Origin of the sequence: Ruegeria profundi (genome assembly GCF_001507545.1) — a bacterium.
GTDB lineage: Bacteria > Pseudomonadota > Alphaproteobacteria > Rhodobacterales > Rhodobacteraceae > Ruegeria > Ruegeria profundi.
In genome coordinates this window covers 1-24,053 of the sequence record NZ_LQBP01000015.1, presented here as the reverse complement: position 1 = coordinate 24,053, position 24,053 = coordinate 1, and the positions used below count along the sequence as shown (strand labels likewise).

24 protein-coding genes are annotated in these 24,053 nt (G+C 57.8%); 7 read left to right on the top strand and 17 right to left on the bottom strand.

Annotation, left to right across the window (positions count from 1 at the left end; all coding sequences use genetic code 11):
• Positions 1–33: 33 nt before the first annotated feature.
• Together AVO44_RS19520 and AVO44_RS19515 are read right to left on the bottom strand one after the other, a co-directional pair.
• Positions 34–1,245 carry an ABC transporter substrate-binding protein gene (locus AVO44_RS19520; RefSeq protein WP_068340844.1) on the bottom strand — a complete coding sequence of 404 codons (1,212 nt, stop codon included), beginning with the start codon at positions 1,243–1,245 and terminating at the stop codon, positions 34–36.
• Between the two features lie 74 nt (positions 1,246–1,319).
• On the bottom strand, positions 1,320–2,366 hold the full coding sequence (locus tag AVO44_RS19515) for an ABC transporter ATP-binding protein (protein WP_068340842.1): 1,047 nt from the start codon (positions 2,364–2,366) through the stop codon (positions 1,320–1,322).
• 153 nt (positions 2,367–2,519) lie between these two features.
• Here AVO44_RS19515 and AVO44_RS19510 point away from each other — a divergent pair, with 153 nt between their 5' ends.
• Together AVO44_RS19510 and AVO44_RS19505 are read left to right on the top strand one after the other, a co-directional pair.
• The gene (locus tag AVO44_RS19510) at positions 2,520–3,530 is read left to right on the top strand and encodes a nuclear transport factor 2 family protein (RefSeq protein ID WP_068340840.1); all 1,011 of its coding nucleotides are present in this window, start codon (positions 2,520–2,522) and stop codon (positions 3,528–3,530) included.
• Entirely contained in the window at positions 3,527–4,390 is an 864-nt protein-coding gene (locus AVO44_RS19505; RefSeq protein WP_068340838.1) for an amidohydrolase family protein, read from the top strand. The genes AVO44_RS19510 and AVO44_RS19505 overlap by 4 nt, the downstream gene beginning before the upstream one ends.
• A 10-nt stretch (positions 4,391–4,400) precedes the next feature.
• Here AVO44_RS19505 and AVO44_RS19500 read toward each other — a convergent pair whose 3' ends face one another.
• The 11 genes from AVO44_RS19500 to AVO44_RS19450 all read right to left on the bottom strand — a co-directional run bounded on the left by AVO44_RS19500 (position 4,401) and on the right by AVO44_RS19450 (position 16,754).
• Positions 4,401–4,853, bottom strand: a complete 453-nt coding sequence (locus tag AVO44_RS19500; RefSeq protein ID WP_068340835.1) for an SRPBCC family protein — start codon at positions 4,851–4,853, stop codon at positions 4,401–4,403.
• Between the two features lie 106 nt (positions 4,854–4,959).
• Positions 4,960–5,772, bottom strand: coding sequence for an XdhC family protein (locus AVO44_RS19495; protein WP_068340832.1), 813 nt, complete (start codon positions 5,770–5,772; stop codon positions 4,960–4,962).
• A gap of 12 nt (positions 5,773–5,784) precedes the next feature.
• Positions 5,785–6,972 carry a vWA domain-containing protein gene (locus AVO44_RS19490; RefSeq protein WP_068340829.1) on the bottom strand — a complete coding sequence of 396 codons (1,188 nt, stop codon included), beginning with the start codon at positions 6,970–6,972 and terminating at the stop codon, positions 5,785–5,787.
• The gene (locus AVO44_RS19485; RefSeq protein ID WP_068340828.1) at positions 6,972–7,838 is read right to left on the bottom strand and encodes an AAA family ATPase; all 867 of its coding nucleotides are present in this window, start codon (positions 7,836–7,838) and stop codon (positions 6,972–6,974) included. The genes AVO44_RS19490 and AVO44_RS19485 overlap by 1 nt, the downstream gene beginning before the upstream one ends.
• Before the next feature lie 104 nt (positions 7,839–7,942).
• Positions 7,943–10,360 carry an aerobic carbon-monoxide dehydrogenase large subunit gene (locus tag AVO44_RS19480; protein ID WP_068340827.1) on the bottom strand — a complete coding sequence of 806 codons (2,418 nt, stop codon included), beginning with the start codon at positions 10,358–10,360 and terminating at the stop codon, positions 7,943–7,945.
• Positions 10,357–10,887 carry a (2Fe-2S)-binding protein gene (locus tag AVO44_RS19475; protein ID WP_068340826.1) on the bottom strand — a complete coding sequence of 177 codons (531 nt, stop codon included), beginning with the start codon at positions 10,885–10,887 and terminating at the stop codon, positions 10,357–10,359. Before AVO44_RS19475 ends, AVO44_RS19480 begins: the two co-directional genes overlap by 4 nt.
• A 12-nt stretch (positions 10,888–10,899) precedes the next feature.
• A complete protein-coding gene (locus AVO44_RS19470; protein WP_068340825.1) occupies positions 10,900–11,733 on the bottom strand; it encodes an FAD binding domain-containing protein in 834 nt (277 codons plus the stop codon).
• Positions 11,734–11,873: 140 nt separating this feature from the next.
• Positions 11,874–12,956: an MHYT domain-containing protein gene (locus AVO44_RS19465; RefSeq protein WP_068340824.1), complete on the bottom strand. Its 1,083-nt coding sequence runs from the start codon at positions 12,954–12,956 to the stop codon at positions 11,874–11,876.
• A gap of 260 nt (positions 12,957–13,216) precedes the next feature.
• The gene (locus AVO44_RS19460) at positions 13,217–14,719 is read right to left on the bottom strand and encodes a heme biosynthesis protein HemY (protein WP_068340812.1); all 1,503 of its coding nucleotides are present in this window, start codon (positions 14,717–14,719) and stop codon (positions 13,217–13,219) included.
• 10 nt (positions 14,720–14,729) lie between these two features.
• Positions 14,730–15,986: a COG4223 family protein gene (locus AVO44_RS19455; RefSeq protein ID WP_068340810.1), complete on the bottom strand. Its 1,257-nt coding sequence runs from the start codon at positions 15,984–15,986 to the stop codon at positions 14,730–14,732.
• 54 nt (positions 15,987–16,040) lie between these two features.
• Complete coding sequence (locus AVO44_RS19450) at positions 16,041–16,754, bottom strand: uroporphyrinogen-III synthase (RefSeq protein WP_068340808.1); 714 nt, start codon at positions 16,752–16,754, stop codon at positions 16,041–16,043.
• 98 nt (positions 16,755–16,852) lie between these two features.
• Here AVO44_RS19450 and tsaD point away from each other — a divergent pair, with 98 nt between their 5' ends.
• Genes tsaD through AVO44_RS19430 form a run of 4 tightly spaced genes read left to right on the top strand, consistent with a single transcriptional unit; the run spans position 16,853 to position 19,601 of the window.
• Positions 16,853–17,950 carry a tRNA (adenosine(37)-N6)-threonylcarbamoyltransferase complex transferase subunit TsaD gene (gene tsaD / locus AVO44_RS19445; RefSeq protein ID WP_068340806.1) on the top strand — a complete coding sequence of 366 codons (1,098 nt, stop codon included), beginning with the start codon at positions 16,853–16,855 and terminating at the stop codon, positions 17,948–17,950.
• Positions 17,947–18,909: an NAD(P)H-dependent glycerol-3-phosphate dehydrogenase gene (locus AVO44_RS19440; protein ID WP_068340804.1), complete on the top strand. Its 963-nt coding sequence runs from the start codon at positions 17,947–17,949 to the stop codon at positions 18,907–18,909. Before tsaD ends, AVO44_RS19440 begins: the two co-directional genes overlap by 4 nt.
• Positions 18,910–19,179: a YciI family protein gene (locus tag AVO44_RS19435; protein WP_068340802.1), complete on the top strand. Its 270-nt coding sequence runs from the start codon at positions 18,910–18,912 to the stop codon at positions 19,177–19,179.
• The gene (locus tag AVO44_RS19430; RefSeq protein WP_068340801.1) at positions 19,179–19,601 is read left to right on the top strand and encodes an EVE domain-containing protein; all 423 of its coding nucleotides are present in this window, start codon (positions 19,179–19,181) and stop codon (positions 19,599–19,601) included. The genes AVO44_RS19435 and AVO44_RS19430 overlap by 1 nt, the downstream gene beginning before the upstream one ends.
• A 358-nt stretch (positions 19,602–19,959) precedes the next feature.
• On the opposite strand, the gene AVO44_RS19425 is transcribed toward AVO44_RS19430, so the two are convergent.
• From AVO44_RS19425 to AVO44_RS19415, 3 genes are all read right to left on the bottom strand, one after another.
• Positions 19,960–20,301: a DUF2853 family protein gene (locus tag AVO44_RS19425; protein ID WP_068340800.1), complete on the bottom strand. Its 342-nt coding sequence runs from the start codon at positions 20,299–20,301 to the stop codon at positions 19,960–19,962.
• 286 nt (positions 20,302–20,587) lie between these two features.
• Complete coding sequence (gene ahcY, locus AVO44_RS19420) at positions 20,588–21,976, bottom strand: adenosylhomocysteinase (protein ID WP_068340799.1); 1,389 nt, start codon at positions 21,974–21,976, stop codon at positions 20,588–20,590.
• Between the two features lie 100 nt (positions 21,977–22,076).
• Complete coding sequence (locus AVO44_RS19415; protein WP_068340798.1) at positions 22,077–22,391, bottom strand: hypothetical protein; 315 nt, start codon at positions 22,389–22,391, stop codon at positions 22,077–22,079.
• 205 nt (positions 22,392–22,596) lie between these two features.
• Here AVO44_RS19415 and AVO44_RS19410 point away from each other — a divergent pair, with 205 nt between their 5' ends.
• Entirely contained in the window at positions 22,597–23,190 is a 594-nt protein-coding gene (locus AVO44_RS19410) for an HD domain-containing protein (RefSeq protein WP_068340797.1), read from the top strand.
• A gap of 38 nt (positions 23,191–23,228) precedes the next feature.
• On the opposite strand, the gene AVO44_RS19405 is transcribed toward AVO44_RS19410, so the two are convergent.
• Positions 23,229–23,855 carry a LysE family translocator gene (locus AVO44_RS19405; RefSeq protein ID WP_068340795.1) on the bottom strand — a complete coding sequence of 209 codons (627 nt, stop codon included), beginning with the start codon at positions 23,853–23,855 and terminating at the stop codon, positions 23,229–23,231.
• Between the last annotated feature and the right edge of the window lie 198 nt (positions 23,856–24,053).

Genomic DNA, 24,053 nt, shown 5'->3' with positions numbered 1-24,053 from the left:
GCGCAGGAGGGCCGCAGCCCTCCCGCAGGAGGATCAGTTGGAGATCAGACCGGCTTCTTTGGCGGCGGTTGTATAGTCCGCCTCGATATCGGCCAGTGTTGTCTGGGCGTCCTTGGCACCCGTCAGGTAATCGGCCAAGCCGTTGCCCAAAGCGGTGTGCATGATGCCCATCGGTCCCGATGCCGGATAAGCCTTGGCGCCCGCTTCGGCGGATGCGGCAGCACCTGCGGCCAGTTCACCTGCGGAATAGGCAGGGCTTAGCCAGACGGCGGCATCATTGTTGGCACGAACCATGTCTTCATCCATGCCTTCAAGCGCAACGCGGAAAGCGGCATCGGCCTCTTCATCGCTCATGTTAGTGGCAAAAACGACCCCGTCCCACCAGACCGTGGTCGCAGGAGCGACCGAACCCATCGGGGCCGCCGCCATCGTAACCTTGCCAACCACCTGACTTTCGGCCTCGTCATTCATTGCCGCTGCACGGCTTGCCCAAAGGTTCGCCATGGCAATCTTGCCCTGCTGGAACTGCTGCTGAACGTAGGTGGAGTCAGACACAAGGTATTCAGGGTCCATGTATTCGGTCATGGCCTTCATCATTTCCAGCGCCGCGACACCTTGGTCGTTGTTAATCGTCGGCATGTTTCCTTCGCCGAAGAACTCACCGCCTTCACCGAGGTACATGTTGACGAATTCCTGACCGAGGTTCCAACCGGTTTTGAAGGTGGCTCCGATCGGATATTCCATGACGCCTGCCTCTTTGATCTTGGCGGCAGCAGCCAGAACATCGTCATACGACTTGGGTTCTTCGATGCCCAGATCGGCCAGAACATCGCTGCGATACATCAGGTGCTGGGCGTTAACCATCATCGCAATCGCCATGGTTTTGCCGTCGACCTTGATCAACTGGTTCGGCAGGAGGTTCTGACCGTATTTTTCGACCAGGTCATCCACCGGACGAATGGTTCCTGCATTGAGCAGGGGCACCAGTGTCGCGTTCGAGACACCGCCAATCTGGTAAAGCGCCGGATCGGCTGCAAACGCTTCGGGCTGCTTTTCGCGGAACTCCTGGTCCAGCGAAGCACTGAAGTTGCCGCATTCAGCCATCGCATCGGTCACGGCTTTCCAGGCTTCGAACCCTGCCGAAAGCGATTTCAACGGCACGTCATTTTCAAAGGCACAATCGGCCCACGCGCCACCTGCGGCAAGGGACATGGCACCTGCCATGAAAAGTGATTTGAGTTTCATGCGTTTCTCCCTGTCAGGATCGGTCCGTCGTCGACGTCCGGACCGGTGTTATGCCCGAATGGGCTGTTTTGGGGTTACTCCCCAATCCGCGCACCGCTTTCAGCTTCAAAGAGGTGACAGATTTCTGTTGGCACCGAGAACGAGACCGGCTCGCCTATCTCGGCGCGGAAAGATTTATCGGCCTTGACCGAAACAAGGGCACCGCCAACCCGGACCGAGATCATGGTCGCGTCACCCAACAGCTCCAGCGTGTAGATCGGTGCGGAAATTTCACCATCGCCCTCGGCAAGGCTGGCGTCTTCGGCGCGAAAGCCTAACGTCATCGGGCCGTCCGGCGCATCAACCGGTATTTCCACATGCTTGGTACGGAACACTCCGCCTGAGACCTCACCATCCATCAGGTTCATCGCGGGCGAGCCAATAAAGCTGGCTACGAATGTATTGGCGGGTCGGTCATAAATTTCGGTCGGGCTGCCCACTTGCTGCACAACGCCCTGTTTCATCACCACAACACGGTCGGCCAGGGTCATGGCTTCGATCTGGTCATGGGTCACATAGATGGTTGTTACCGCAAGTTCATGGCTGAGGTTCTTGATCTGTGCGCGGGTCGAAACCCGCAGCTTTGCATCAAGATTCGACAGCGGCTCATCCATCAGGAACACGTTGGGTTCACGCACAATGGCGCGGGCCAGGGCCACGCGCTGTCGCTGACCGCCCGACAATTCAGCGGGCTTACGATGCAGGAAGTCATCCAGCTCGACCATCGCGCTGGCGCGGCGGACCTTTTCGTCATGGGTCGACGGATCAATCCCGCGCACCTTCAGCGGAAAGCGGATGTTCTCATAGACGTTCATGTTGGGATAAAGGGCGTAGCTTTGGAACACCATAGCGACATCGCGATCCTTTGGCTCCAGATCGTTGACGACCTTGCCGTCCACAAGAATGTCGCCCTCGGTTACGTCCTCAAGGCCCGCAATCATACGCATCGTGGTTGTCTTGCCGCACCCTGACGGACCCAGAAGGACCAGGAATTCGCGGTCAGCGATGGTTAGGTCGAAATTGTGAACCCCCACGAACGAGCCCCAGCGCTTGCCGACGTTGCGCAATTGAATTTCCGCCATGGTGCCCCCTGCAAGGATTCGATTTGCATACGTGTGCAAAACTGTAATTCGGGTATATCAAATCAGGCAAGACTTTTTTGCATACGTATGCAAGTATAAGCCCGAACACCGAGTCGGATTTACGGTTTTCAAACCTCAAACTACTGAAATGAAATGGAAAGCACTGTGGGATTCCAAGCCGAAAAAAAGTTGATCCTGTCCTTCTACGACGCACTCGACAGTGCAAGCGGGGCCGACCTCACCGCCGTCATGACCCGCTTCTGCGCGCCGAATCTGCTGTGGCGCGGCTTTCATCCGTTTAACGAAATCACCGGCCCGCAAGAGGTGGCACGCAGGTTCTGGCAGCCCTTGAAACACAGTCTCACACGGTTGCAGCGGCGGCAGGATATCTTTTTTGCAGGCGCCAATTCACTCAGCGATGACGGCATATGGGTGGTGTCGATGGGGCACCTCATGGGTCTTTTTGATGCGGCATGGCTGGGGATTCGCCCCACTGGCAAGATGGCGTTTCTGCGTTACTGCGCATTCCACAAGGTCGCGGACGGTCAGATCACCGAAACGGCAATGTATTTCGACATCCCACACCTGATGGTGCAGGCCGGTCAAAATCCGTTTCCGCCGCAAACCGCCGCGCATCTGGTGCAGCCGGGGCCGATAACCCATGACGGTTTGCTATTCGAAGACCAACCCGCAGATGAAGCGCAAAGAACGCTGAACGCCATCAACGCCATGATCTCGGATCTTGGGCAATGGGACAGCGGCCTGTCCCTGACCGACGAGCTGGCGCGCACATGGCATGACGACATGATCTGGTGGGGTCCCGAAGGCGTCGGTGCAACCTATACGATCGAACGCTACGCGCGGCAGCATTCCGGCCCGTTCCGCGCGGCTTTTACAGATAGGACGAAAACCAGGCATATCTGCCGCCTGGCCGAAGGGCACTATGGCGGTTTCTTCGGCTGGCCGAATTTTACGGCGGTACCTTCTGGCGGCTTCATGGGAATGCCCGCCACCGGAAAACCCGGTGAGTTCCGCGTAATCGATATCTATCGTCGGTCAGGTGATAAGCTGGCTGAAAACTGGATATTTATCGACCTTCTCCACTTCTGGAACCAACAAGGGGTGGATATTCTGACCCGCACAACAGGGATCGAAACACCATGAGGATCGACGCGCATCATCACCTCTGGGATCTGAGCACCGTCCACTATCCCTGGCTGATGGAAAAGGGTGCCGTGCGTTTTTTCGGTGACCCAACGCCGATTCAGCGCGACTATCTTCTGCCCCAGTTTCGCAGTGATGCCGTGGAGTTTGATGCGTCGGTCCATATTCAGGTCGGCGCGTCAGACCCATGGGCAGAGGCGCAATGGATACAATCCGTTGCCGACGAAAACCCTGACTGGCCGCTTGTGCAGGTCGCGTTTTGCGACCTGACTTCGGATGATCTGAGCGCACAGCTTGACCGCTTGCAAACACTGCCTTCTGTGCGCGGTGTGCGCCAGATCATCGGTCGCGCACCGGGTGAGGACCAAATATCCGGCACAAATGACCTGCTGGATAACCCCAAGTTTCTGGACGGGCTGAAGCAGCTTGGCGATCGTGGCTTAAGCTTCGATCTGCAACTGCTGCCGGAACTGATGGAACACACCGCAAGCGTTTTGGCGCAATCCCCCGCAACCCAAGTGGCGCTGTGCCATGCTGGCTCACCTCATGATAGGTCAGCGCAGGGGCTGGAAAGTTGGTCACAGGCATTGCGGAACCTTTCGGGTCTGCCCCAGATTACTTGCAAACTGTCCGGTCTTGGTATGTTTGATCACAACTGGAACGTCGACAGCGTCCGGCCCATCGTCGAAACATGCCTGACCCAATTCGGGGCAAATCGCTGCATGTTCGGATCAAACTTTCCAGTGGACAGCCTGTCTGCCACTTATGCGGAACTGCTTGGCCGGCATACCGCTCTTGTTCCTGAAAAACAGCACGACCAGATTTTCGGGGCGACGGCCCGCCGGTTTTATCGCATGTGATTGGCGATGGTCAGGAAACCGACTGTTCCGACACGATCTCACCAAATCGCGTGAAGAACTTGCCTGATAGCTTCTTGGCTGTTCCGGCGATCAAACGGCTGCCAAGCTGAGCGATCTTGCCGCCGACATCGACCTTGGCGGTATAGGCCAGAATGGTCTCCGAGCCGTCTTCGGTCAAAGTGACATCGGCGCCGCCCTTGGCGAAACCCGCTGCCCCGCCCTTACCTTCACCGGTCAGCGAAAACCTCTCGGGCGCGTTGGAATTGTCCAGTGTGACCTCTCCGGCGAATTTTGCCTTGACCGGACCGATCTTGAGAACAACCTTCGCGGCAAGTTCCTCGGGTGAGTTCTGGGTCAGCTCTTCGCACCCCGGAATACACTCCTGCAGTACTTCGGGGTTGTTCAGAGCGCGATACACAACATCACGCGGTGCTGCGATGCGGATTTCATCACTCAGTTCCATTCAGATTTCCTTTGTTCAGCAACATCTCGGATAGACCAAAAGCGCAGTTTCCGTCGCTTCTTTCGGCGTTTGCTCAGGACGCGGGGGCCACAGGACCCGCAGGCGGTTAAGCGCGTTTCTCATCATCAGACGCCTCCGTCGTCTTATCACTGTTTCGCCACAGCACAATCTCGGCCAGGATCGACAAGGCAATTTCGTGCGGGTCAATCGCATGGATATCCAGCCCCGCAGGTGATTTTAGCCGCCCTGCCCGCACCGGGTCCAACCCCTGAGCGATAAGTTTCGTTATCAAAGTATCAGCCTTTTGGCGGCTGGCCACCATGGAAACGCGCAAAGCATCGGTTTGCAACGCGGCTTTCAGGGCTGCGGCATCACCGCGACCCTGAGAGGCAACCACAACGTAGTCGCGCGCCTCGACGCCCAACTGCCCGATAGACTCCTGTGTAAAGCGCTGAAAATCCCCCTCTATCTCGGCACTTTCGCTTACGCAAACACGGAACCCTGATAACGCCCCATGCGCAGCAAGCGCCTTGGCAATCAGCGACTCGCCAAAGATCACAAGCCTTGGTGCGTGTTGATAAGGTTCCACAAGCAGATCGACGGTACCGCCTGACGGGCAGCCGCTTTTGAATGTTTGTACGCCATCAGGATCGGCCATTTTCACCACCTTGTCCGAAGGTTTCACACGGATCATTCGCGGCGCACCACTGCTCAAGGCCTCCTGAGCCGAGGCCCGGACAGCCCGTTGAACGCAGGCCCCGCCGAGATGCCCCAAAATGCGCCCGTCCCGAGTGATGGCGGCTTTGGCCCCTGCCTTGGCCGAGGTTGCATCCGCCGTTCGTAACACCGTAGCGACACAGAACGCCTCATCCGTTTTGCGCAACTGTTCAATGGTGTCGAAGATGTCGAAACTTCCCATACCAGACTCCTCTCACAGCTTTCGGAACTGCGGCTCTAGCGCTGCCAAGGCTTCAAGCGTGTTGGCAGGCAGATGCGCATCCAGGTAGGGTTTGGCCTCCTGCATCGCCGCGGCGATGGGCTGATAGTCCCGCCAGCCTTTTAGCGGGTTCAACCAAACGATCCGCCTTGCCTTGCGGCGGATACGCGCCAGCACATCGCCCAGCGCCTTCGGATCCGAACTGCAATACCCATCAGACAGGATCAGCACGATGGTTCGACCATTCAGTGCCCGCGCACCATAACCTGTCAGAAAGGTGTTGAGGCTCCCCGAGATATCGGTTCCACCGCCGAATCCTTCGGCCATCAGCGACAGCCTCCCAGCCGCGCGCAGAGTATCATGGTCGCGCAAGGCGTCTGTGACCCGCATCAGGCGCGTGTGGAACAGATAGGTATCCGCCTGCGTCCCGCTGCTGATCAACCCTTTGAGAAAGGCCAGAAAGACACGCGAATAAACGGTCATCGACCCACTGACATCACACAGCGCCACGATCTTCATAGGGCGCGGTGGACGAGCGCGGTGAAAGAGGTCAATCGGCTCTCCGCCCCGCGCGAGGCTGGCGCGTTGAATGCGACGAATATCCAGCGCCGGACCACGAAGCGCCTGTTTACGTCTGCGTGAGCGCCTGTCGCGAATTGCACGCGCTATCGCAATTGCAGCCTTTTCTGCCTGCAATAGGCTCTGTTCGTCCAACAACTCGCGCAGGTCTTGACGCGATAGGTCGGCCTGACGGGTTGCAACAAGCTTCCCGTCTATCCCCGTGGCCGACCTATCGCGCGGATCAGCTGTGGCCTTCTGATCCGTATCCGAGTTCGCACCCTTTTCTGTCTGGTCGTTTTGCTGCCAGATCATTGGCTTTGCTGTTTGAACCCGAACATGTGACGTCTGTGCCGCACCTTTGCGTTGTTTGCCCATGTTGAACCAATAGGCATCGAACAAGTCATCAAAGCGCCGCCAGTCTTCGGAATCGCCAGCCAAAACGGCGCGCAGGGCTTGCCGCGCTTGCCGTACGTCGGTCGCGTTGACCGCAGTCAGGGCAGCCAGCGCATCCCCGGTTTCCCGCGGCCCGACACGCAAGCCATTCATGCGAAGATGGGCAATAAACCCCGACATACGGTCAGAAAGACCGTCGGCACGAGAGGGGAAACGCGTAACCTGCATCACGCCACTTTCCCGATAAGCCGGTCCATCACTTCCGGCGGGGCCGCATCATAATCGGCGGCGGTTTTCAGCAAGCAGACAAGGGTTGCCTGAACCTCATCCCTTGATTTGGCAAGATCGTTGACCCCCAGACCAGACAGTGCCGCAGCCCAGTCCAGCATCTCGGCAATGCCGGGGGTTTTCTCAAGCTCTTCTTTCCGCAGCGCCTGCACGACACCGATGATCTGGCGGGCCAGTCTTTCCTCGACCTTCGGCATCCGAGCGCGCAAGATGGCAAGTTCCGTATCACGTGACGGGTAATCCAGAAAACTGTACAGGCACCTGCGCCGTAAGGCGTCGGACAGATCCCGCGTACCATTCGCGGTCAAAATGACGATAGGCTTTACCCGTGCCGAAATTGTGCCCAACTCGGGTATTGTGATCTGGAAATCGGACAATATTTCAAGAAGGTACGCTTCGAACTCCTCGTCCGCCCGATCAATCTCGTCGATCAGAAGAACCGGGGGCTTGTCTTCTGATATAGCCTCTAACAAAGGTCTTTTCAGTAAATACTCATCAGAAAACAGCTGTGCTTCACTGGTCCCACCCTGCGCTTCACTGGCCCGGATCGCTAGTAGCTGGCGTTGATAGTTCCACTCGTAAATAGCGTGGCTGGCGTCCAGTCCCTCGTAGCACTGCAAGCGGATCAATCGCGTGTCCCGCCACGCCGCCAGCGCCTTGGCCACCTCGGTCTTGCCCACACCCGCAGGACCTTCCAGCAACAAAGGGCGGCCCAGGCTGTCTGCCAAATGCAGGGCCATTGCCAGACGGTCATCTGCCACATAGCCCTGTTTTGCCAATCCGTTCTTTACGTCACTCAGCGTCACAACCAGGATCCAATCTTCATCTGGCCAAAAATATCCCGGGGGAGGTTCGGAGGGGGTAGAACCCCCTCCGTTTGATCGGACCGGCTAGGCCGGTTCGAAATCAATTACCCGTGCATCCCAAGCCCACTCGCGATTTTCCAGATCCGCCAATGGTCATGCGGCATGTGGCTTTGAACCAGCCCGAACGGCTTGAACGCATCATGAACCGCATTCGAAAATGCAGGCACGCCACCTACATTCGGGCTTTCCCCAACGCCTTTTGCACCAATCGGATGGTGTGGTGAGGGCGTAACGGTGTGATCAGTCGTGTAGTTGGGCGTTTCCCATGCAGTTGGAAGGAAGAAATCCATCAACGTACCGGTTTTCACATTGCCCATGTCATCATAGGCGATCTCCTGACCCATTGCGATGGCCAGTGCCTCGGTCACGCCGCCATGGACTTGGCCTTCGATGATCATCGGGTTGATGCGGGTGCCGCAATCATCCAGCGCATAGAATTGCCGGACCTCCCATTCGCCGGTATCCACGTCGATCTCCATGACGCAAATATAAGCACCGAACGGATAAGTCATGTTCGGCGGGTCATAGTAGCTGACGGCCTCCAAACCCGGCTCAAGCCCCGGAATAGCCTGGTTATAGGCAGCGAAGGCGATGTCCTTCATGGTCTTGAACCGCTCAGGCGCGCCTTTGACGGCGAACCGGTCCACGTCCCATTCGACATCGTCGTCATGCACCTCAAGTAGATAGGCCGCGATCATCTGTGCCTTGGCGCGGATTTTGCGTGCCGCCATGGCCGTTGCCGCTCCGGCCACAGGCGTGGACCGAGACCCATATGTGCCAAGCCCATAAGGCGCGGTGTCGGTATCGCCTTCCTCCAGCGTGATGTCATCGGCGGGCAGGCCGATCTCACTCGCGATGATCTGGGCAAAGGTCGTGGCATGGCCCTGACCCTGGCTGATCGTCCCCAGCCGCGCGATGGCCGACCCTGTTGGGTGGATGCGAATCTCGCAACTGTCGAACATGCCCAGCCCAAGGATGTCGCAGTTCTTCACCGGCCCAGCGCCCACGATTTCCGTGAAATGCGTCAGACCAATCCCCAACAGTTTACGGGTCTTGCCAGCTTTGAAATCCTCTATCCGCTGCGCCTGTTCCGCCCGCAGACCTTCATAATCGACCGCCTTCAACGCCTTGTCCCACGCGGTATGATAATCGCCCGAGTCATATTCCCAACCCAGCGCAGACTGGTAAGGGAACTGATCAGCCTTGATAAAGTTGATCCGGCGCAGCTCGGCCGCGTCCATGTTCAGTTTGATGGCCAGAACCTCAATCATCCGTTCGATGAAATAGGCAGCCTCGGTCACACGGAAGGAACAGCGATAAGCGACCCCGCCCGGAGCCTTGTTGGTATACACGCCGTCAACAGCCAGATAAGCGGTGGGAATATCATAGGATCCGGTGCAGATGTTCATGAACCCAGCCGGGAACTTGGTCGGATCAGCACAGGCATCGAACCCGCCATGGTCCGCTGTTGTGTGGCACCACAGCCCGGTAATCTTGCCATCTTTGGTAGCCGCGATCTTACCCTGCATCCAGTAGTCGCGGGCAAAGGCGGTGGTCATCAGGTTCTCCATCCGATCCTCAACCCATTTCACTGGCTTGCCGGTCACGATGGAGGCCACGACCGAGCAGACATAGCCCGCATAGGCGCCGACCTTGTTACCGAACCCACCTCCGATATCGGGGCTGATGACGCGAATATTGTGCTCGGCGATACCTGAAATCAGAGACACAACCGTTCGGATCGCGTGCGGCGCTTGAAATGTGCCATAGAGGGTCAGCTTACCCGTCACCTTGTCCATCGAGGCCACGCAGCCGCAGGTCTCCAGCGGACAGGGGTGGGTGCGGTGGTAGTAAACCATTTCCTCGGCGACCACATCGGCCTCGGCCAGAACGGCCTCGGTCGCGTCCTTGTCGCCTTGCTCCCATGTAAAGATGTGGTTGTGATGCTTGCGCGGGCCGTGCGCGCCTTCGGTCTGGCCTTCAAGGTCTTCGCGCAGCACCACGTCTGACTTCAGCGCCTCGAACGGGTCGGTCAGAACCGGCAATTCCTCGTATTCAACTTCCACCAGCTCGACCGCGTCCGCTGCGATGTACCGGTCTTCGGCAACCACATAAGCCACCTCCTGGCCTTGGAACAGCACCTTACCGTCTGCCAGCACCATCTGCTTGTCACCTGCGAGGGTCGGCATCCAGTGCAGACCCAACGGAGCCAGATCTTCGGCGGTCAAAACCGCAACAACACCGGGCAATGCCAGCGCTGCCTCTTTGTTCACGCTGACCACGCGAGCGTGTGCGTAAGGCGAGCGGACAAAGTCACCAAACAGCATCCCGTCCAGCTTAATGTCATCGACATAATTTCCCTTGCCTTGGGTAAAGCGCACATCTTCGACACGCTTTCGGGCGCAGCCCATCCCTTTGAGGTTGGCAGCGCGTTCTTCGGGGGTCAAAGTCTGGTCGTTCATTCCGCGGCCTCCACTTTTGTTTGCCCTACCGCTTCGCTACCTGAGGGCTCTTGAGCGTTCAGAATGTCAGCCGAGGCCGAGATCGCCTTGACGATGTTTTGGTATCCGGTGCAGCGGCACAGATTCCCGGCCATTCCGAAACGGATTTCTTCCTCGGTCGGGTTCGGGTTTTCCTGCAACAGGCGATGCGCGCGGGTGATCATACCCGGCGTGCAGAAACCGCACTGAAGCCCGTGATGTTCGCGGAACATTTCTTGCAACACCCCAAGGCTGCCATCATCATTGGCTAACCCTTCGACGGTGGTGATATCGGCCCCGTTCACCTGAGCCACGAAGGTCGTGCAGGATTTGACTGACTTGCCGTCTATATCGACAGTGCAGGCCCCGCAGTGGCTGGTCTCACAACCAATATGAGGGCCGGTAATTTTCAGATCTTCCCGCAGGAAGTGAATGAGAAGCGTGCGCGGCTCGGCCAGTCCTTCGACCTCTTTGCCGTTCACGGTGAGTTTGACATGCATTTTCGACATTTCTATCTCCCCTCAACCCGCGCGGCTTTGCGCACGGTCGATGGCACGGCGCAGCATCACGGCGGCAACGTGTTTCTTGAACTCGACAGGACCGCGGTTGTCGGCCACCGGATCGATGTCACCCAGCATCGCAGCCACGCTGCCCTCGACATTACCTTCTGCCAAAGCGCTGCTGGCGCTTTCGGACCAGACCGGCGTGTCGGCTAAGTTGGTCATCGCGACCGATGCCGTTCCGTTGCCAACCATCACCGCGGCGGCGGCGGTGGCATAATCACCAATCTTACGTTTCTGCTTTTCATACGCCTGCCCTACGCCCGATCCCGGAACCGGGATCGCGATGCGGGTCAGAATTTCCTCATCCTCGCGGGCCGTGAAATACGCGGCCTCATAGAAATCGCGCGCGGCTACGCTGCGCGAGCCATCCGGGCCGGACAATTCAAACACCGCGTTGAGGCACTGCATCAGCCCCGGCATGTCATTGCCCGGATCGCCATTGGCAACGTTGCCACCTACCGTCCCCATGTAGCGCACCTGAGGGTCGGCGATCTGCAACGCGGCCTCTCGGATCAGCGGAATTGCCTTTGCCAAACCGTCGTGGGTGATCAACTCATGCTGCGTGACCATCGCACCCAGCGAGACTGTGTCAGTGCCGATATCAATGCCCTTAAGCTCCTCGATGGCTTGTAGATCGACAAGATGACCCATCTCGGCCATACGCAGCTTCATCATCGGGATCAGGCTGTGCCCACCCGCGATAACCCGCGCCTCATCTCCGTGTTCCTGAAGAATGCCAATGGCCGAGGCGATGTCGCCTGGCCGGTGATACTCGAAACCGGCTGGTATCATGCTTTTCCTCCCTGGGTCCGGACTCATTTGCCTTGGGGGACCTGACAGCAGGAAAAGACGGCGGGACCGACCAATCCAGCCAGCGGGCACAGGACGCGCATCTTGTTTCACGAAATGCGAACAGGCTGCACGAACTGCGATTAAACGCCCAGCGCGTCGCGGATGGCCGTAAGGCGGGTGCGACTTACAGGCACTTTGGTTAACGCATCGACCCCGCCAAAATAACAGGTGCCATTGTCTTTGTGCCGTTCAAAGCTGGAGACATGGGTCGGATTGACCAGATAACTGCGGTGCGCGCGCAAAAAGCCATCCTGTTTGAGGCGAGACTCTGCCACAGTGATAGACCACGGGCAAAAGAGCTTTTCGGCACCGATGTAAAGGACGGTGTAATGCCCCTCGGCCCGGATGGCGGCAATCTTGTCGGGTTCGGCGAAAAAGGTCTGGCCCTCGCGCTCATACGGAACCCCCGCCCGAAACGCAGCTGGTTTGGGCATCGGGATATCAACCGGGTCGGGGTCGGGCGCAAAGAAGCTGATCCCCGTCAGCAGGAACGCGCCACAGATCATGAAGACCGCGACAGTGACCCCCATTGCCAACACCTGATTGTTCAATGCAGGCCCCGCACGCCCGGCATCTTCACTTGCGATAAAGTCGGTCAGACCGGTGGCGACGAAATGCATGGTAAACACGGCCAATCCGAAACACACCGTCCCCAACAGGATATTGCGTTGCGTGCGTTTGTCGTAAGCTGCCCAGATTGCAAGTGTCGAAAGGACCACGGATGCAAGTGTTGCAAGCGCTACATCCCAGACCGTATAGACGGGGCGGCACAGTTCCATACCCGCCATACCAACATAGTGCATCACAACGATACCAAGACCCACGATCACGCCTGCCGCGATAATGGTCCACATCGTGCGCGGTCGAAAATGCAACAACAGCAAAGCAAGCCCCACCATCAGGATTGCGACCAGGGCCGAGATCAAGGTGATCAACGCGTCATAGTAAAACAGGATTGGAAGTTGTAGGCCCAGCATCGCCACGAAATGCATCGACCATATGCCACCACCCAGAATAATCGCGGCCAAAGCAACAATGAACTTACGGCGCTGAGGTTCCAGCTTGGACGCGCCATGCGTCAGGTAAAGGCCGGTAAAACCGGCCATAAGGGCCACGGCCAATGAGGCCGCCACAAGCCACGCGTTATGCGAATAGTCCAGCATATGGAGTTTCGCGCCCTCCCCTGACGCGAGGGCGACGTTAGCAAACGGATTTGACTGTGCCAATTCACTTAATTGTCTGCAATTCGCAGAACGTGACGGGACCCAGATGACAAAGCACCACAGGTGCAAAAAGTGAGCATGCAGGTTCGCCCACTATACGCCAAACCGTCTGGTCATCTGACGACCCGAACCGTTTCAGCCCAATCTGTACATCAGCAATAAGCCCGGTGCCGGCAGGACCATTGCCGCATACGGTGCTTCTAAGCCTGTTTTTCAACAACAGGTTCGGCATCGGGTTGGACGGACTCTGCCTCCATCTCGATAACCTCGGCGGTTTCTTCCTGTTCGGCCTCTTCCGGCTCAGCGTCAGAGTTGGTTTTGTCCTCAAGCGCACCGACGATCAGTGGCAGCATGTGCACGCCCGTCGCCGTGGCAATTTCGGGTGTCATGGGTGTTTGCCAGCTAAGGGTATCGAAGCTGCCGCAGTTCTGACAAACCGGGCCCCATTCAGGTTGAATGTCGTGGCAGTTGTCGCATACCCATTGCGGCCCGCGTGGCGCAGTCAATGCCTTGGCCAGCCAACCCTGCACCACCGCGTCCGAAGCGCCCTCACCACGCTCGATGGCCGCCATAAGGGTATAAGCCCGGGCATCGGCCTGCTTTTCAACGACATCGCCCAGGGCGCGGCGGGCTTCTGGGAAATCCTCGGCCACGATGTTCAACTCAGCCAGAATCAGACGTGTTTCGGGGTTTTCAGGTTGAATGCGCGTCAACGTTGTAAAGCGCTTGATCCGTTCTGACGGAGTTTCATTTGGCGCGATCTCGGCAAAGGCATGGGCCAAGTCCGGGTGCGGCTGAACCTCCCATGCTTTTTTCAGGATCTTGCTAGCGGCACGCGGTTTGCCCTTTTTGATATAAGCGCGCGCAGCCAAGGCTGCGGCAGGCACCAGATCTGGCGAAAGGCGGTTGGCCTCAATCGCAAGCTCCCGCTGTTCCAGCGTGGCACTTTCATCAAGAATGCCCTTGGCCTCAGACAAAGCCAGCACAGCGTCACGGCGCTTGAACACATCGCGCGGCAGATGGCCGGCCTTGAGCTTGGCCGTCAGGGTCGAACGCGCGCCGGTCCAATCCTGCGACTTGGTCTGCAAGCCCAGCAGGATATCCTGCGTTTCGGCATGCCGTGGTTTGATTGCCAGCGCTTTTTCAGCCAGTTTACGGGCCGTGTCGTCATCACCCTCGACCAGTTTCTGCTTCATGATCCCGCGCACGCCCACAAATCGCGTGGCGTTGTTCGTGACCAGCTTTTTATAGGTCTCGGATGCCTTTTTGGTATCGCCGTTCATCTCGGCCGCCTGGGCCACCAACAGGTTGGTCAGTTCCGGCTTGTTCAACAGCTTTTCAGCCTTTGTGGCCTTGTTCATCGCCACGCGTCCCTCGCCCGAGGCCAGCGCCATCAAACCATCGGCCAGTGCCTGATAGCCGCGCCGTTCCCGGTTGCGGTCGAAATAACGCGACAGCGCCGTTTCATCACCGTTCAGGAACTTCAGGGTCGCAATCAGCAAGGTCAGCAGCTTGAAGAATACCCAAATAGCCAGGATCAGAACACCCAGCGCGATCACAGATTGCAGCGGCCCCAGCGTATATTCCACTCCGCCTGCCGTGATCTGCACACCGCCACTGGTTTCCATCAGGAACATGGCGCCCACGGCCAGCAGGCCGATAATCGCTACAAAAACTACAATCTTAAACAATGACCACAGCATGGCAGGTCCTTCAGTTCGAGTTTACGCTGGATTGCAGCGCGTTTGCGGCATCAACGGCAGCCACCCGGGTCAATGCCGCCTGCTCCCAATCCATCAGTGCCGCCTTTGCCTCATCAGGCAGGGAATTAAGTTCGGTCAATGCCGCAGCAACGTCACCATCTGCCAACGCGGCCTCTGCCCGAGACAAGATCGCATCGGGGCTGTCGCCGTCCTGCGGCGTCACCGATCTTGCCCCAGTCTGGCGTTGCAAGAAGGCAACCAACCCAGTGGTCTTGTCCGCGTCGCGTGCATCAGCCAATGCAGTACGGGCTGCAGGCGCAAAAGATTCGCGCAATTCAGTTAACGTTTCAACGCCTTTATCCGCTGGGGCTGACAAGGCTTCGGGCACCGTCAGGCCACCCGCCGTCAACTCGGCCAACAGATCACCATAAGGCTGGCCCGCATCCAGTTGATTGCGAAGCTGGGTCAGGATTGATGCATTGGTCGCGGCCTGTGCCTTGGCGGCAGCTTGCGCTTCCAACGCTTGTGCGTCTGACACCATTTTTTCAACTTCGGCTCGCTGCGTTGCAAGCGAGTCCTGAAGTTTCTTTAGCTCGGCCTCGAATGCCGCAGAAACCTCAGCAGACGCGCCTTGCGTCAGGGCACTGCCTTCCAGATCGGTCAGGCGGCTTGCCAGAGGATCGATTTTGCCCGCCAGCTCTTCGAGGCTGGACTTCAAGGTCTCCAGCTCCGCAGTCACTGGCGCGACCTGATCTGTCAGCGCGGCGATTTTGCTGTCTATATCCGAGGTGTCGGCCAGAGAGTTCGTCAGCGTCTCAATCCGGTTGGACTGATCGTTCAGCTGAGCTTCCAGCGCCGCAAGCTCATTGGTATCGCCTGAGCCGAAAAGACCTGCACTGCCTGCTGCAAAACCGATCCCCGCTGCCAGCACCCCGCCAAGCAAAGCCGGTATAAATCCGCCGCGGTTTTCCTCTTTCTGTGCGTCTTCGCGCGGCGCTTTTTCCGCGTCTTCCGGGCGCGCAGGCGCTTCCTGCTCGTGTTCCACAGCGGCTTCGGCTTCGGCTTCGGCTTCGGCTTCGGCTTCGGCTTCGGCTTCGGCTTCGGCTTCGGCTTCGGCTTCGGCTTCGGCTTCGGCTTCGGAAAGGGCCTCTTCTACCTGCTTCTTCGCGTCAACAGCCGCAGTTTCGCGTGCAGAGGTAAACGCCACTGTTTCTTCTGGCTTAGGGTCATCTACCGGCTTTTGATCGGTCTTTTTCTTACGCGCCACCGCTACATTCCCCTTATCGAATCCGATTTCACATGAATAACAGCAGGGTCTAAGTTAGTCGGTGGTCTCGTTGCCCTCAACCCGCATCGCATGTTTCACAAGCTTTTTCACGGCTTTCTGCATTTTTTTCGGAGTCGGCTCCTTGGCGATTTTCAATCGCGCGTAGTCCAAGGAATAAAGGGGGTCTGCCGTTGCTTGGCTGATCGCGGCCAGCCAAAGCGGTGCCGATCCGGTCCAGATATCGGCAAATTGTCGCGCTGTCCGAGGGGAAAACAAAGGCGCAATCACGGGTAAAAGGCCATCCGCGGCGGCAGTTGCCTCAGGCGTCAACGGTAGCAGTCTTTGCTGATACACGGCTTGTTCGCGCACTGTCAGGCCCGACTCAGTCAGGCGGAGGGCGATATTTCCCCGCGTGTGTTCACCGCGCAGGTGCAATAGCGGGCTTTCGGGCCGGTGTTTCAGCAAGAACGCCACCAGTTCTTCGGCGGTTGCGCCAACCATCGTCGCCTCCCAACCGGCGCCCTTCGCGGTGCCGGTGGTTGCGGGACCCACACAAAAGGCGGGCAAGTGACGCGAAACGCCCAGCGAAACAGCCGCATTTACTGCATTCGCCGAGGTAAGAATCAGACCCCGCACGCCGCTGGTGTCGATCTTGACCGGTAGCGGCTTGATTTCAAGTATCGGGGAATAGATGACCTCGACCCGAGATCTCACACGGGTTGGCAGCTGCGCGACAAACCTCTGCGAAGCAGCGCGCGGGCGGGTCATCAACAAATACAACAGTCGGCGCCTTCCGCCTTGGGATTGTTTGCATCCGCGCAGGGTGATACCCCGCTTGACACTTATGTGTGTAGCGGATCAGGCCAATGGTGCAAACACTTACCGTACTTGGGTTGGAAAGCAGCTGTGATGACACGGCTGCTGCCGTCGTGCGCCAAACCGTTGGTACCGGGGCCGAGGTACTGTCTTCAATCGTGTACGGACAGACAGACCTGCACAGCGCCTTTGGAGGCGTCGTGCCTGAAATTGCTGCCCGTGCCCATGCAGAGAAACTGGACACGTGCGTTGTGCAGGCGCTTGAAGCCGCAAACCTGACCCTTTCCGGGATCGACGCCATCGCCGTTACTGCCGGGCCGGGCCTTATTGGCGGGGTCATGTCCGGCGTCATGTGCGCCAAGGGTCTCAGCGCGGCAACCGGCCTGCCCTTGATCGGCGTGAACCATCTGGCAGGCCATGCCCTGACGCCGCGCCTGACCGACGGCATCGCGTTTCCATACCTGATACTACTGGTGTCAGGCGGGCATTGCCAATACCTGATCGCGCATGGACCGGAAGAGTTCACCCGACTGGGCGGCACGATCGACGATGCGCCGGGTGAGGCGTTTGACAAAACCGCCCGCTTGCTGGGCCTGCCGCAACCCGGTGGCCCCTCGGTCGAGGCTGAGGCGCGTTCAGGCGATCCTGAGCGTTTTCGTTTTCCCCGGCCATTACTGGATCGGCCAGGGTGTGACCTGTCCTTTTCGGGGCTCAAGACGGCTTTGATGCGGATGCGCGACCAGATCGTCGCTGAAAAGGGCGGTTTGACCCGTCAGGATCGCGCCGATCTGTGCGCCGGGTTTCAGCAGGCCATCGTGGACACCTTGGCCGAGAAAACGCGCCGGGCGATAGATCAGTACCTGGAACTTGCGCCCTCTGATCCGGTAATTGCAGTGGCGGGTGGTGTCGCTGCCAATACAGCGATTCGATCTGTGCTAGAGACTGTTTGTTGTGCCAAGGGCGCTCGCTTTATCGCTCCACCGCTGAATCTATGCACCGATAACGCGGCAATGATCGCCTATGCCGGGATCGAGCTTTTTCGTGCAGGGGCGCGTGACGGTCTTGATCTGACCGCCAGACCCCGCTGGCCGCTGGATCAATCCAGCCCGGCCATGTTGGGCAGCGGCAAGAAGGGCGCCAAGGCATGAGCGTCGCCGTCCTTGGGGCGGGTGCGTTCGGCACGGCGCTGGCCATTTCGCTGGCCGGGAACGGATTCGTTACCCTTTGGGCACGCAGCGCCGAGCATGCCATCCACATGGAGAACAGTCGCGAAAACTCCGCCCGTCTGCCGAATGTCCCCCTGCCGCCAGCGATTTCGGTGACGTCCGATATCAAGGACGTAGAGGCCGCGGATATCGTGCTACTGGCGGTGCCCATGCAGAAACTGCGCGCGGCCCTTACTGAGCACGCGTCGAACCTTGCCGGAAAAACGCTGGTCGTCTGCTGCAAGGGGATCGAGCTGACCACGGGTCTGGGGCCCATCTCGGTGGTGCGCCAGACGATCCCGAATGCAAGTCCGGCGCTGCTGACCGGGCCCAGCTTTGCCGACGATATCGCACGCGGATTGCCGACCGCGCTCACTCTGGCTTGTGGGGATGCCGATTTGGGCAAGGTGCTGCAAACCGAACTCACCACCGCCAACCTGCGCCTTTATCGCACCACCGATGTTATCGGTGCGGAACTGGGGGGTGCATTGAAAAACGTCATCGCCATTGGATGCGGGGCCGCGATTGGCGCCGGGCTGGGCGATAGCGCCCGCGCTGCCCTGTTGACTCGTGGATTTGCTGAGATGCAGCGCTTTGCCCTGATGCGCGGCGCAAAGACAGATACCCTGATGGGTTTGTCAGGTCTGGGCGATCTGGTGCTGACCTGTTCATCCGAACTGTCCAGAAACTATCGTTTTGGCCTTTGTTTGGGTCAAAATCGTCCGTTTGATACCCATACCACAGTCGAAGGGGTCGCCACCGCGCGCGCCATGGCTGAAATTGCTGTTGCCGAGGGGCTGGACATGCCCATAAGCGTTACTGTGGCTGACCTGAGCCATGGCGCCTATAGTGTGCCCCAAGCCATTCAATCCCTGCTCAACCGTCCCCTGAAGGAGGAATAAATGCTGATAGCCCTGATCGCCAAAGACAAGGATGGCGCCCTGCAAACCCGCAAGGACAACCGCGCCGATCACCTTGCTTATATAGAGCAAACCGGTGTCGTATCGCAAGCCGGACCGCTATTGGACGGGGACGAGATGATCGGGTCGCTTGTCATCCTCGAAGTCGAGGACATAACAGCAGCACAAACCTGGGCGGAGAATGATCCGTATGCCAAGGCAGGGCTATTCAAATCGGTCGAGCTGATCCCGTGGAAGAAGGTCATCGGGTGATGGCATACTGGCTGTTCAAATCCGAACCCTCGACCTGGAGTTGGGACCAACAGGTTGCCAAAGGCGAAGCAGGGGAAGAATGGGACGGCGTGCGAAATTATCAGGCGCGCAATTTCATGCGGCAGATGAAGATCGGTGATCGCGGATTCTTCTACCATTCGCAAAAGGACAAGGCGATCGTTGGTATTGTCGAGGTCTGCGCCGAGGCGCATCCCGACAGCACAACCGATGATGAGCGCTGGGACTGCGTGGATATCAAGGCGGTGCGGCCGTTCGCAACAGCAGTAACGCTGGATGACATCAAGGCAGAGGAACGTCTGGCCGAGATGGTTCTGGTCAAAAACTCTCGCCTGTCCGTACAGCCGGTCACCGATGCGGAATGGCAGGTGATTTGCGATATGGGCAACACGCAGGCGGGTTAGCCCGTCGGCTCGTCCCACCCCGGATCACCGTTACAAGACAGTCGGGATTGCGGTAGTTTCATCCTTTGATCCCGCCCGAGCGGCACAGCCAATTTCAAGATGTTGAGGATCACGCAGGCTGGAAGAAGGTGCTTGACCAGACAGCATCCGTAACCCGAAAATAAGGGAAGGCCCCGACGAATGCAGAACCTTCCCTTCCCCGCGTGCTCCCAACTCACCACACGCGTATGGATTTTTTTGGCTCTGACCGTCCTGGTCACACTATGATACGTATCGAATACCGACGGTCAGTGCAAATGCCGCTTGCTTAAAATTGGAAACGCTCGGCAGTGCCCTTACGAGCGCAGAACCCAAGCAATCAGCCGTAAACCGACTCTTTTCCGAAATGCTTGGTGAGCATGTAATAAACCACCGCACGGTATTTGTTGCGCTCGGACATTCCGTATTTCCCTAGCACTGCATGGATTGCTTCCATCAACTCTGGCCCGTCAGACAGACCCAGCTTTTTGACAAGGAAGTTGTCCTTGACCGTCTCAAGTTCGGACTCCTGTGTAGCAGCTACGGTCGACGCGTCGGCGTCATAGATCGCCGGACCACAGCCGATCGTGACCTTGGTCAGCAGATCCATATCGGGATCCATCCCGCATTTGTTTTTCAGATCATCAGCATATTTGGCGATCAGCTCGTCGCGTTTTCCCATGTCGCAATCTCCCATTGTTGTGATGCAACGGCCCAAATTACCGTCTTCATCAAGGTTAGCCGCGACGGCAAATTTTCCGAAAGGAAAAATTTATGGGATTTCTCCCCCCAATTTTAACCAGATCCGCGATACCCGTTCATGTCAGCGGTTCATGGCCAACAGCACTGCGTGTGGGGATCTGCCACACGCCGCCACATACGACGATGAACATGGCAACCGGTACAAAAAACGCCGCCAGTTGCATAACCGGCGGCGTCCCACACGCTTTTGTTTATCAGCTCTGAAATCAGTAGCGGTAATGCTCGGGTTTGAACGGACCTTCCGGCTTAACCCCGATGTAAGCGGCCTGTTCATTGTCCATCTTGGTCAGTTTCACACCGATGCGATCCAGATGCAGACGGGCTACTTTTTCATCCAGATGCTTGGGTAGGATATAGACCTTGTTTTCGTATTGGTCGCCCTTGGTGAACAGCTCAATCTGCGCCAGTACCTGGTTGGTGAACGAGGCTGACATCACGAAGGACGGGTGGCCGGTCGCGTTGCCAAGGTTCAGCAAACGGCCTTCTGACAGCAGGATGATCCGGTTGCCCGAGGGCATCTCGATCATGTCCACCTGTTCCTTGATGTTGGTCCATTTGTGGTTCTTCAGGCTGGCCACCTGAATTTCGTTGTCGAAGTGACCGATGTTGCCGACGATGGCCATGTCCTTCATCGCGCGCATATGCTCGATGCGGATCACGTCCTTGTTGCCGGTGGTGGTGATGAAGATATCGGCTGTCGCGACTTCGTCTTCCAGCAGGGTGACTTCGAACCCGTCCATCGCGGCTTGCAGCGCGCAGATCGGGTCGACCTCGGTCACTTTCACGCGGGCACCTGCGCCACGCAGCGAAGCAGCCGAGCCTTTGCCGACATCGCCGTAACCGCAGACCACGGCGACCTTGCCTGCCATCATGGTGTCAGTGGCGCGGCGGATACCGTCGACCAGCGATTCCTTGCAGCCGTACTTGTTGTCGAATTTCGACTTGGTGACGCTGTCATTCACATTGATCGCAGGGAACGGTAGGTGGCCGTCTTTCACCAGTTGATACAGACGGTTCACGCCAGTGGTGGTTTCCTCGGAAACGCCTTGGATCTGGTCGCGCATCTTGGTAAACCAACCCGGCGATGCCGCCATCCGTTTCTTGATCTGGGCCTTGATCACCTCTTCCTCTTCCGAAGTCGGAACAGGAATAATGTCCTCGCCCGCTTCGGCGCGGGCCCCCAGAAGGATGTACAGCGTTGCGTCGCCGCCATCGTCCAGGATCATGTTCGGCCCGTCTTCGAACAGGAAGGACTTATCCAGATAGTCCCAGTGTTCCTCAAGCGTCTGGCCCTTGATCGCAAAAACGGGAATGCCAGCCTCGGCAATTGCGGCTGCCGCGTGGTCCTGGGTCGAGAAGATGTTGCACGACGCCCAGCGCACATCCGCGCCCAGTGCCACCAGTGTTTCGATCAGAACAGCGGTCTGGATGGTCATATGCAACGAACCAACGATCCGCGCACCTTTAAGGGGCTTACTCTCACCGTATTCCGCGCGCAGAGCCATCAGCCCCGGCATTTCGGTCTCGGCAATGTCCAGCTCTTTGCGGCCGAACCCGGCAAGCGCAATGTCTTTAACAATATAGTCCCCGGCCATCGTATGCTCCATTCCGGTAAACAGATCCGCGCTGCCCCTATCATTCTACGGGGCAGGTGGCAACTCGGATGACCTGGAACAGATTAATCCGCTGTAAATATCAGCTGGGTTCGCCCTTCAGCTTATCCTTTGGCATCGCTTCAAAAAAATCGGTACCAACTGCAACAATGCACGTCATGCCGTTCGCGTGAGTGACCAGAACCGTGTAGCTTCCGGTTTCTTTCGAGGTCCAGACCTCCATCACCGCCTGCGCACCACTGGTTTTCTGCAATCCGCCAAAAACCAGTTCTTCTGAATAGCTGTCCTGCAGCTTGGCGATCACGTGCTCTCGCTGCGCACAGTTTTTGGCAAAAGCAGGGGGGGCAGTAGCGGCCATTCCAAAGGCCAGGGAAATTCCAATCAGTCGCTGAAACATAACTAGCTCCTTTCGATACGCGTTACGTTCCGAGAGGGGCACACCGGGAGGAGCATGCACCCCCCTCAGCACAAATGTCGGAACCACCAAGCGCCGGTTCAAAGCACGACTGGTCAAGAAATTGTTGGCAGCTGGTGATCTCGACAGGTAAACGATACCACAAAAACACCCGTTCGTCGCGGGCCGATCCGAGGGGCATGGCAGAATGGCAACACAACCCAGAGCATGGCAGAGGATGCTGTCGGGCCGCCGGCTGGATTTACTAGATCCGACGCCAGTGGACATCGAAATCGAAGATATCGCGCATGGACTGGCATTTGTGGCCCGTTGGAACGGTCAAACAGCGGGTGATTTTGCCTATTCCGTAGCGGAACACTCCCTTCTGGTTGAGCAGCTGTTTTCTCGGATTGCCCCGAAGGCACCGGTTAAATGGCGGCTGGCAGCATTGTTACATGACGCGCCGGAATACGTGATCGGAGATATGATCTCACCCGTAAAATCCGCCGTCGGACCCGACTACGGCGCGCTGGATGACCGTCTGAGTGCGGCGATCCACATCCGGTTTGGTCTGCCTGCAGCAGTGCCGAAAACGGTGAAACGGCAGATCAAAAAAGCCGACAAGATCAGCGCCTGGATGGAGGCAACGCAGATTGCCGGGTTTTCGGAGGCCGAGGCGACAAAGTTCTTCGGTCGTCCGGACAAGGCGGTGATGGAGGGGTTGGAAATTTCATTGCGCCCACCGGTTGAGGTTCGGCAGGCGTATTTAGAGCGGCATGAGGCTTTGATAACTCTGCTATAGAATACCAATGTCATTCAGCGGCGGTTCTGAGCCCAAGCCTACCGAACTTCTTGTGCCAGCTTTCCAGCAAACCCAAGAAGTACAATCCCGGATAAAACCCGAAACCCTCGGTATCTGGACTGGGTCAGCATACGCGCGCGCAATAATCCGGCAAGTGCCGCGTAGGTCGTCAGAGAAGCGAGGGATATTGCACTATAGGTGGACACCAGCACAAATGCCTGCGGCGCGGCGGGCAGATCCGGTTGAATGACTTGCGGGAAGATCGCCACGTAAAAAAGAACGGCCTTCGGGTTAGATACCGCCAGAGTAAACGCCTCCAGAAACAGTGCCGTGGTCGACACAGACGGTCGGGCGGATGTTGACGGGCCAAGGTCAAGCGTTTCGCGCACGAAAATCAGGCGGAGCCCCAAGTAAGCAAGATAGAGCACCCCCGCCCAACGAAACAGGAACCATAGCCACTCAGAGGCAAGAACAAACGCAGCGACGCCAAACGCGCATGCAAATCCGGCGACGGCGAGCCCGACCGCGTTTGCAGCAATCGTCGGTAGACATTGCTTGAAGCCGAGTTGCGCGGCCCGTCGGATCGTATTCAAGATCGCGGGACCCGGTGTCACGATGTTTGCAGCGGAAATCAACGTAAACGCGAGCCATGCTTCAAATGACATTTTTTCTCCGCCAGCGAAACAAATCAAACATTGAAGGTGATCTAAAGACCGTCCGGCGGCTCCCTCGCAGAATTTCAGCCTAAAGGCAATGTCCACTATGTCTAAGGTTTGTGGCTGCTGTCAGCGTGAGCTGCAGCGGCGATAAATCTGACAAGGAGGAAAGCGCGGGCAGATTTCGGTGCTATGGGGATTGTGGCT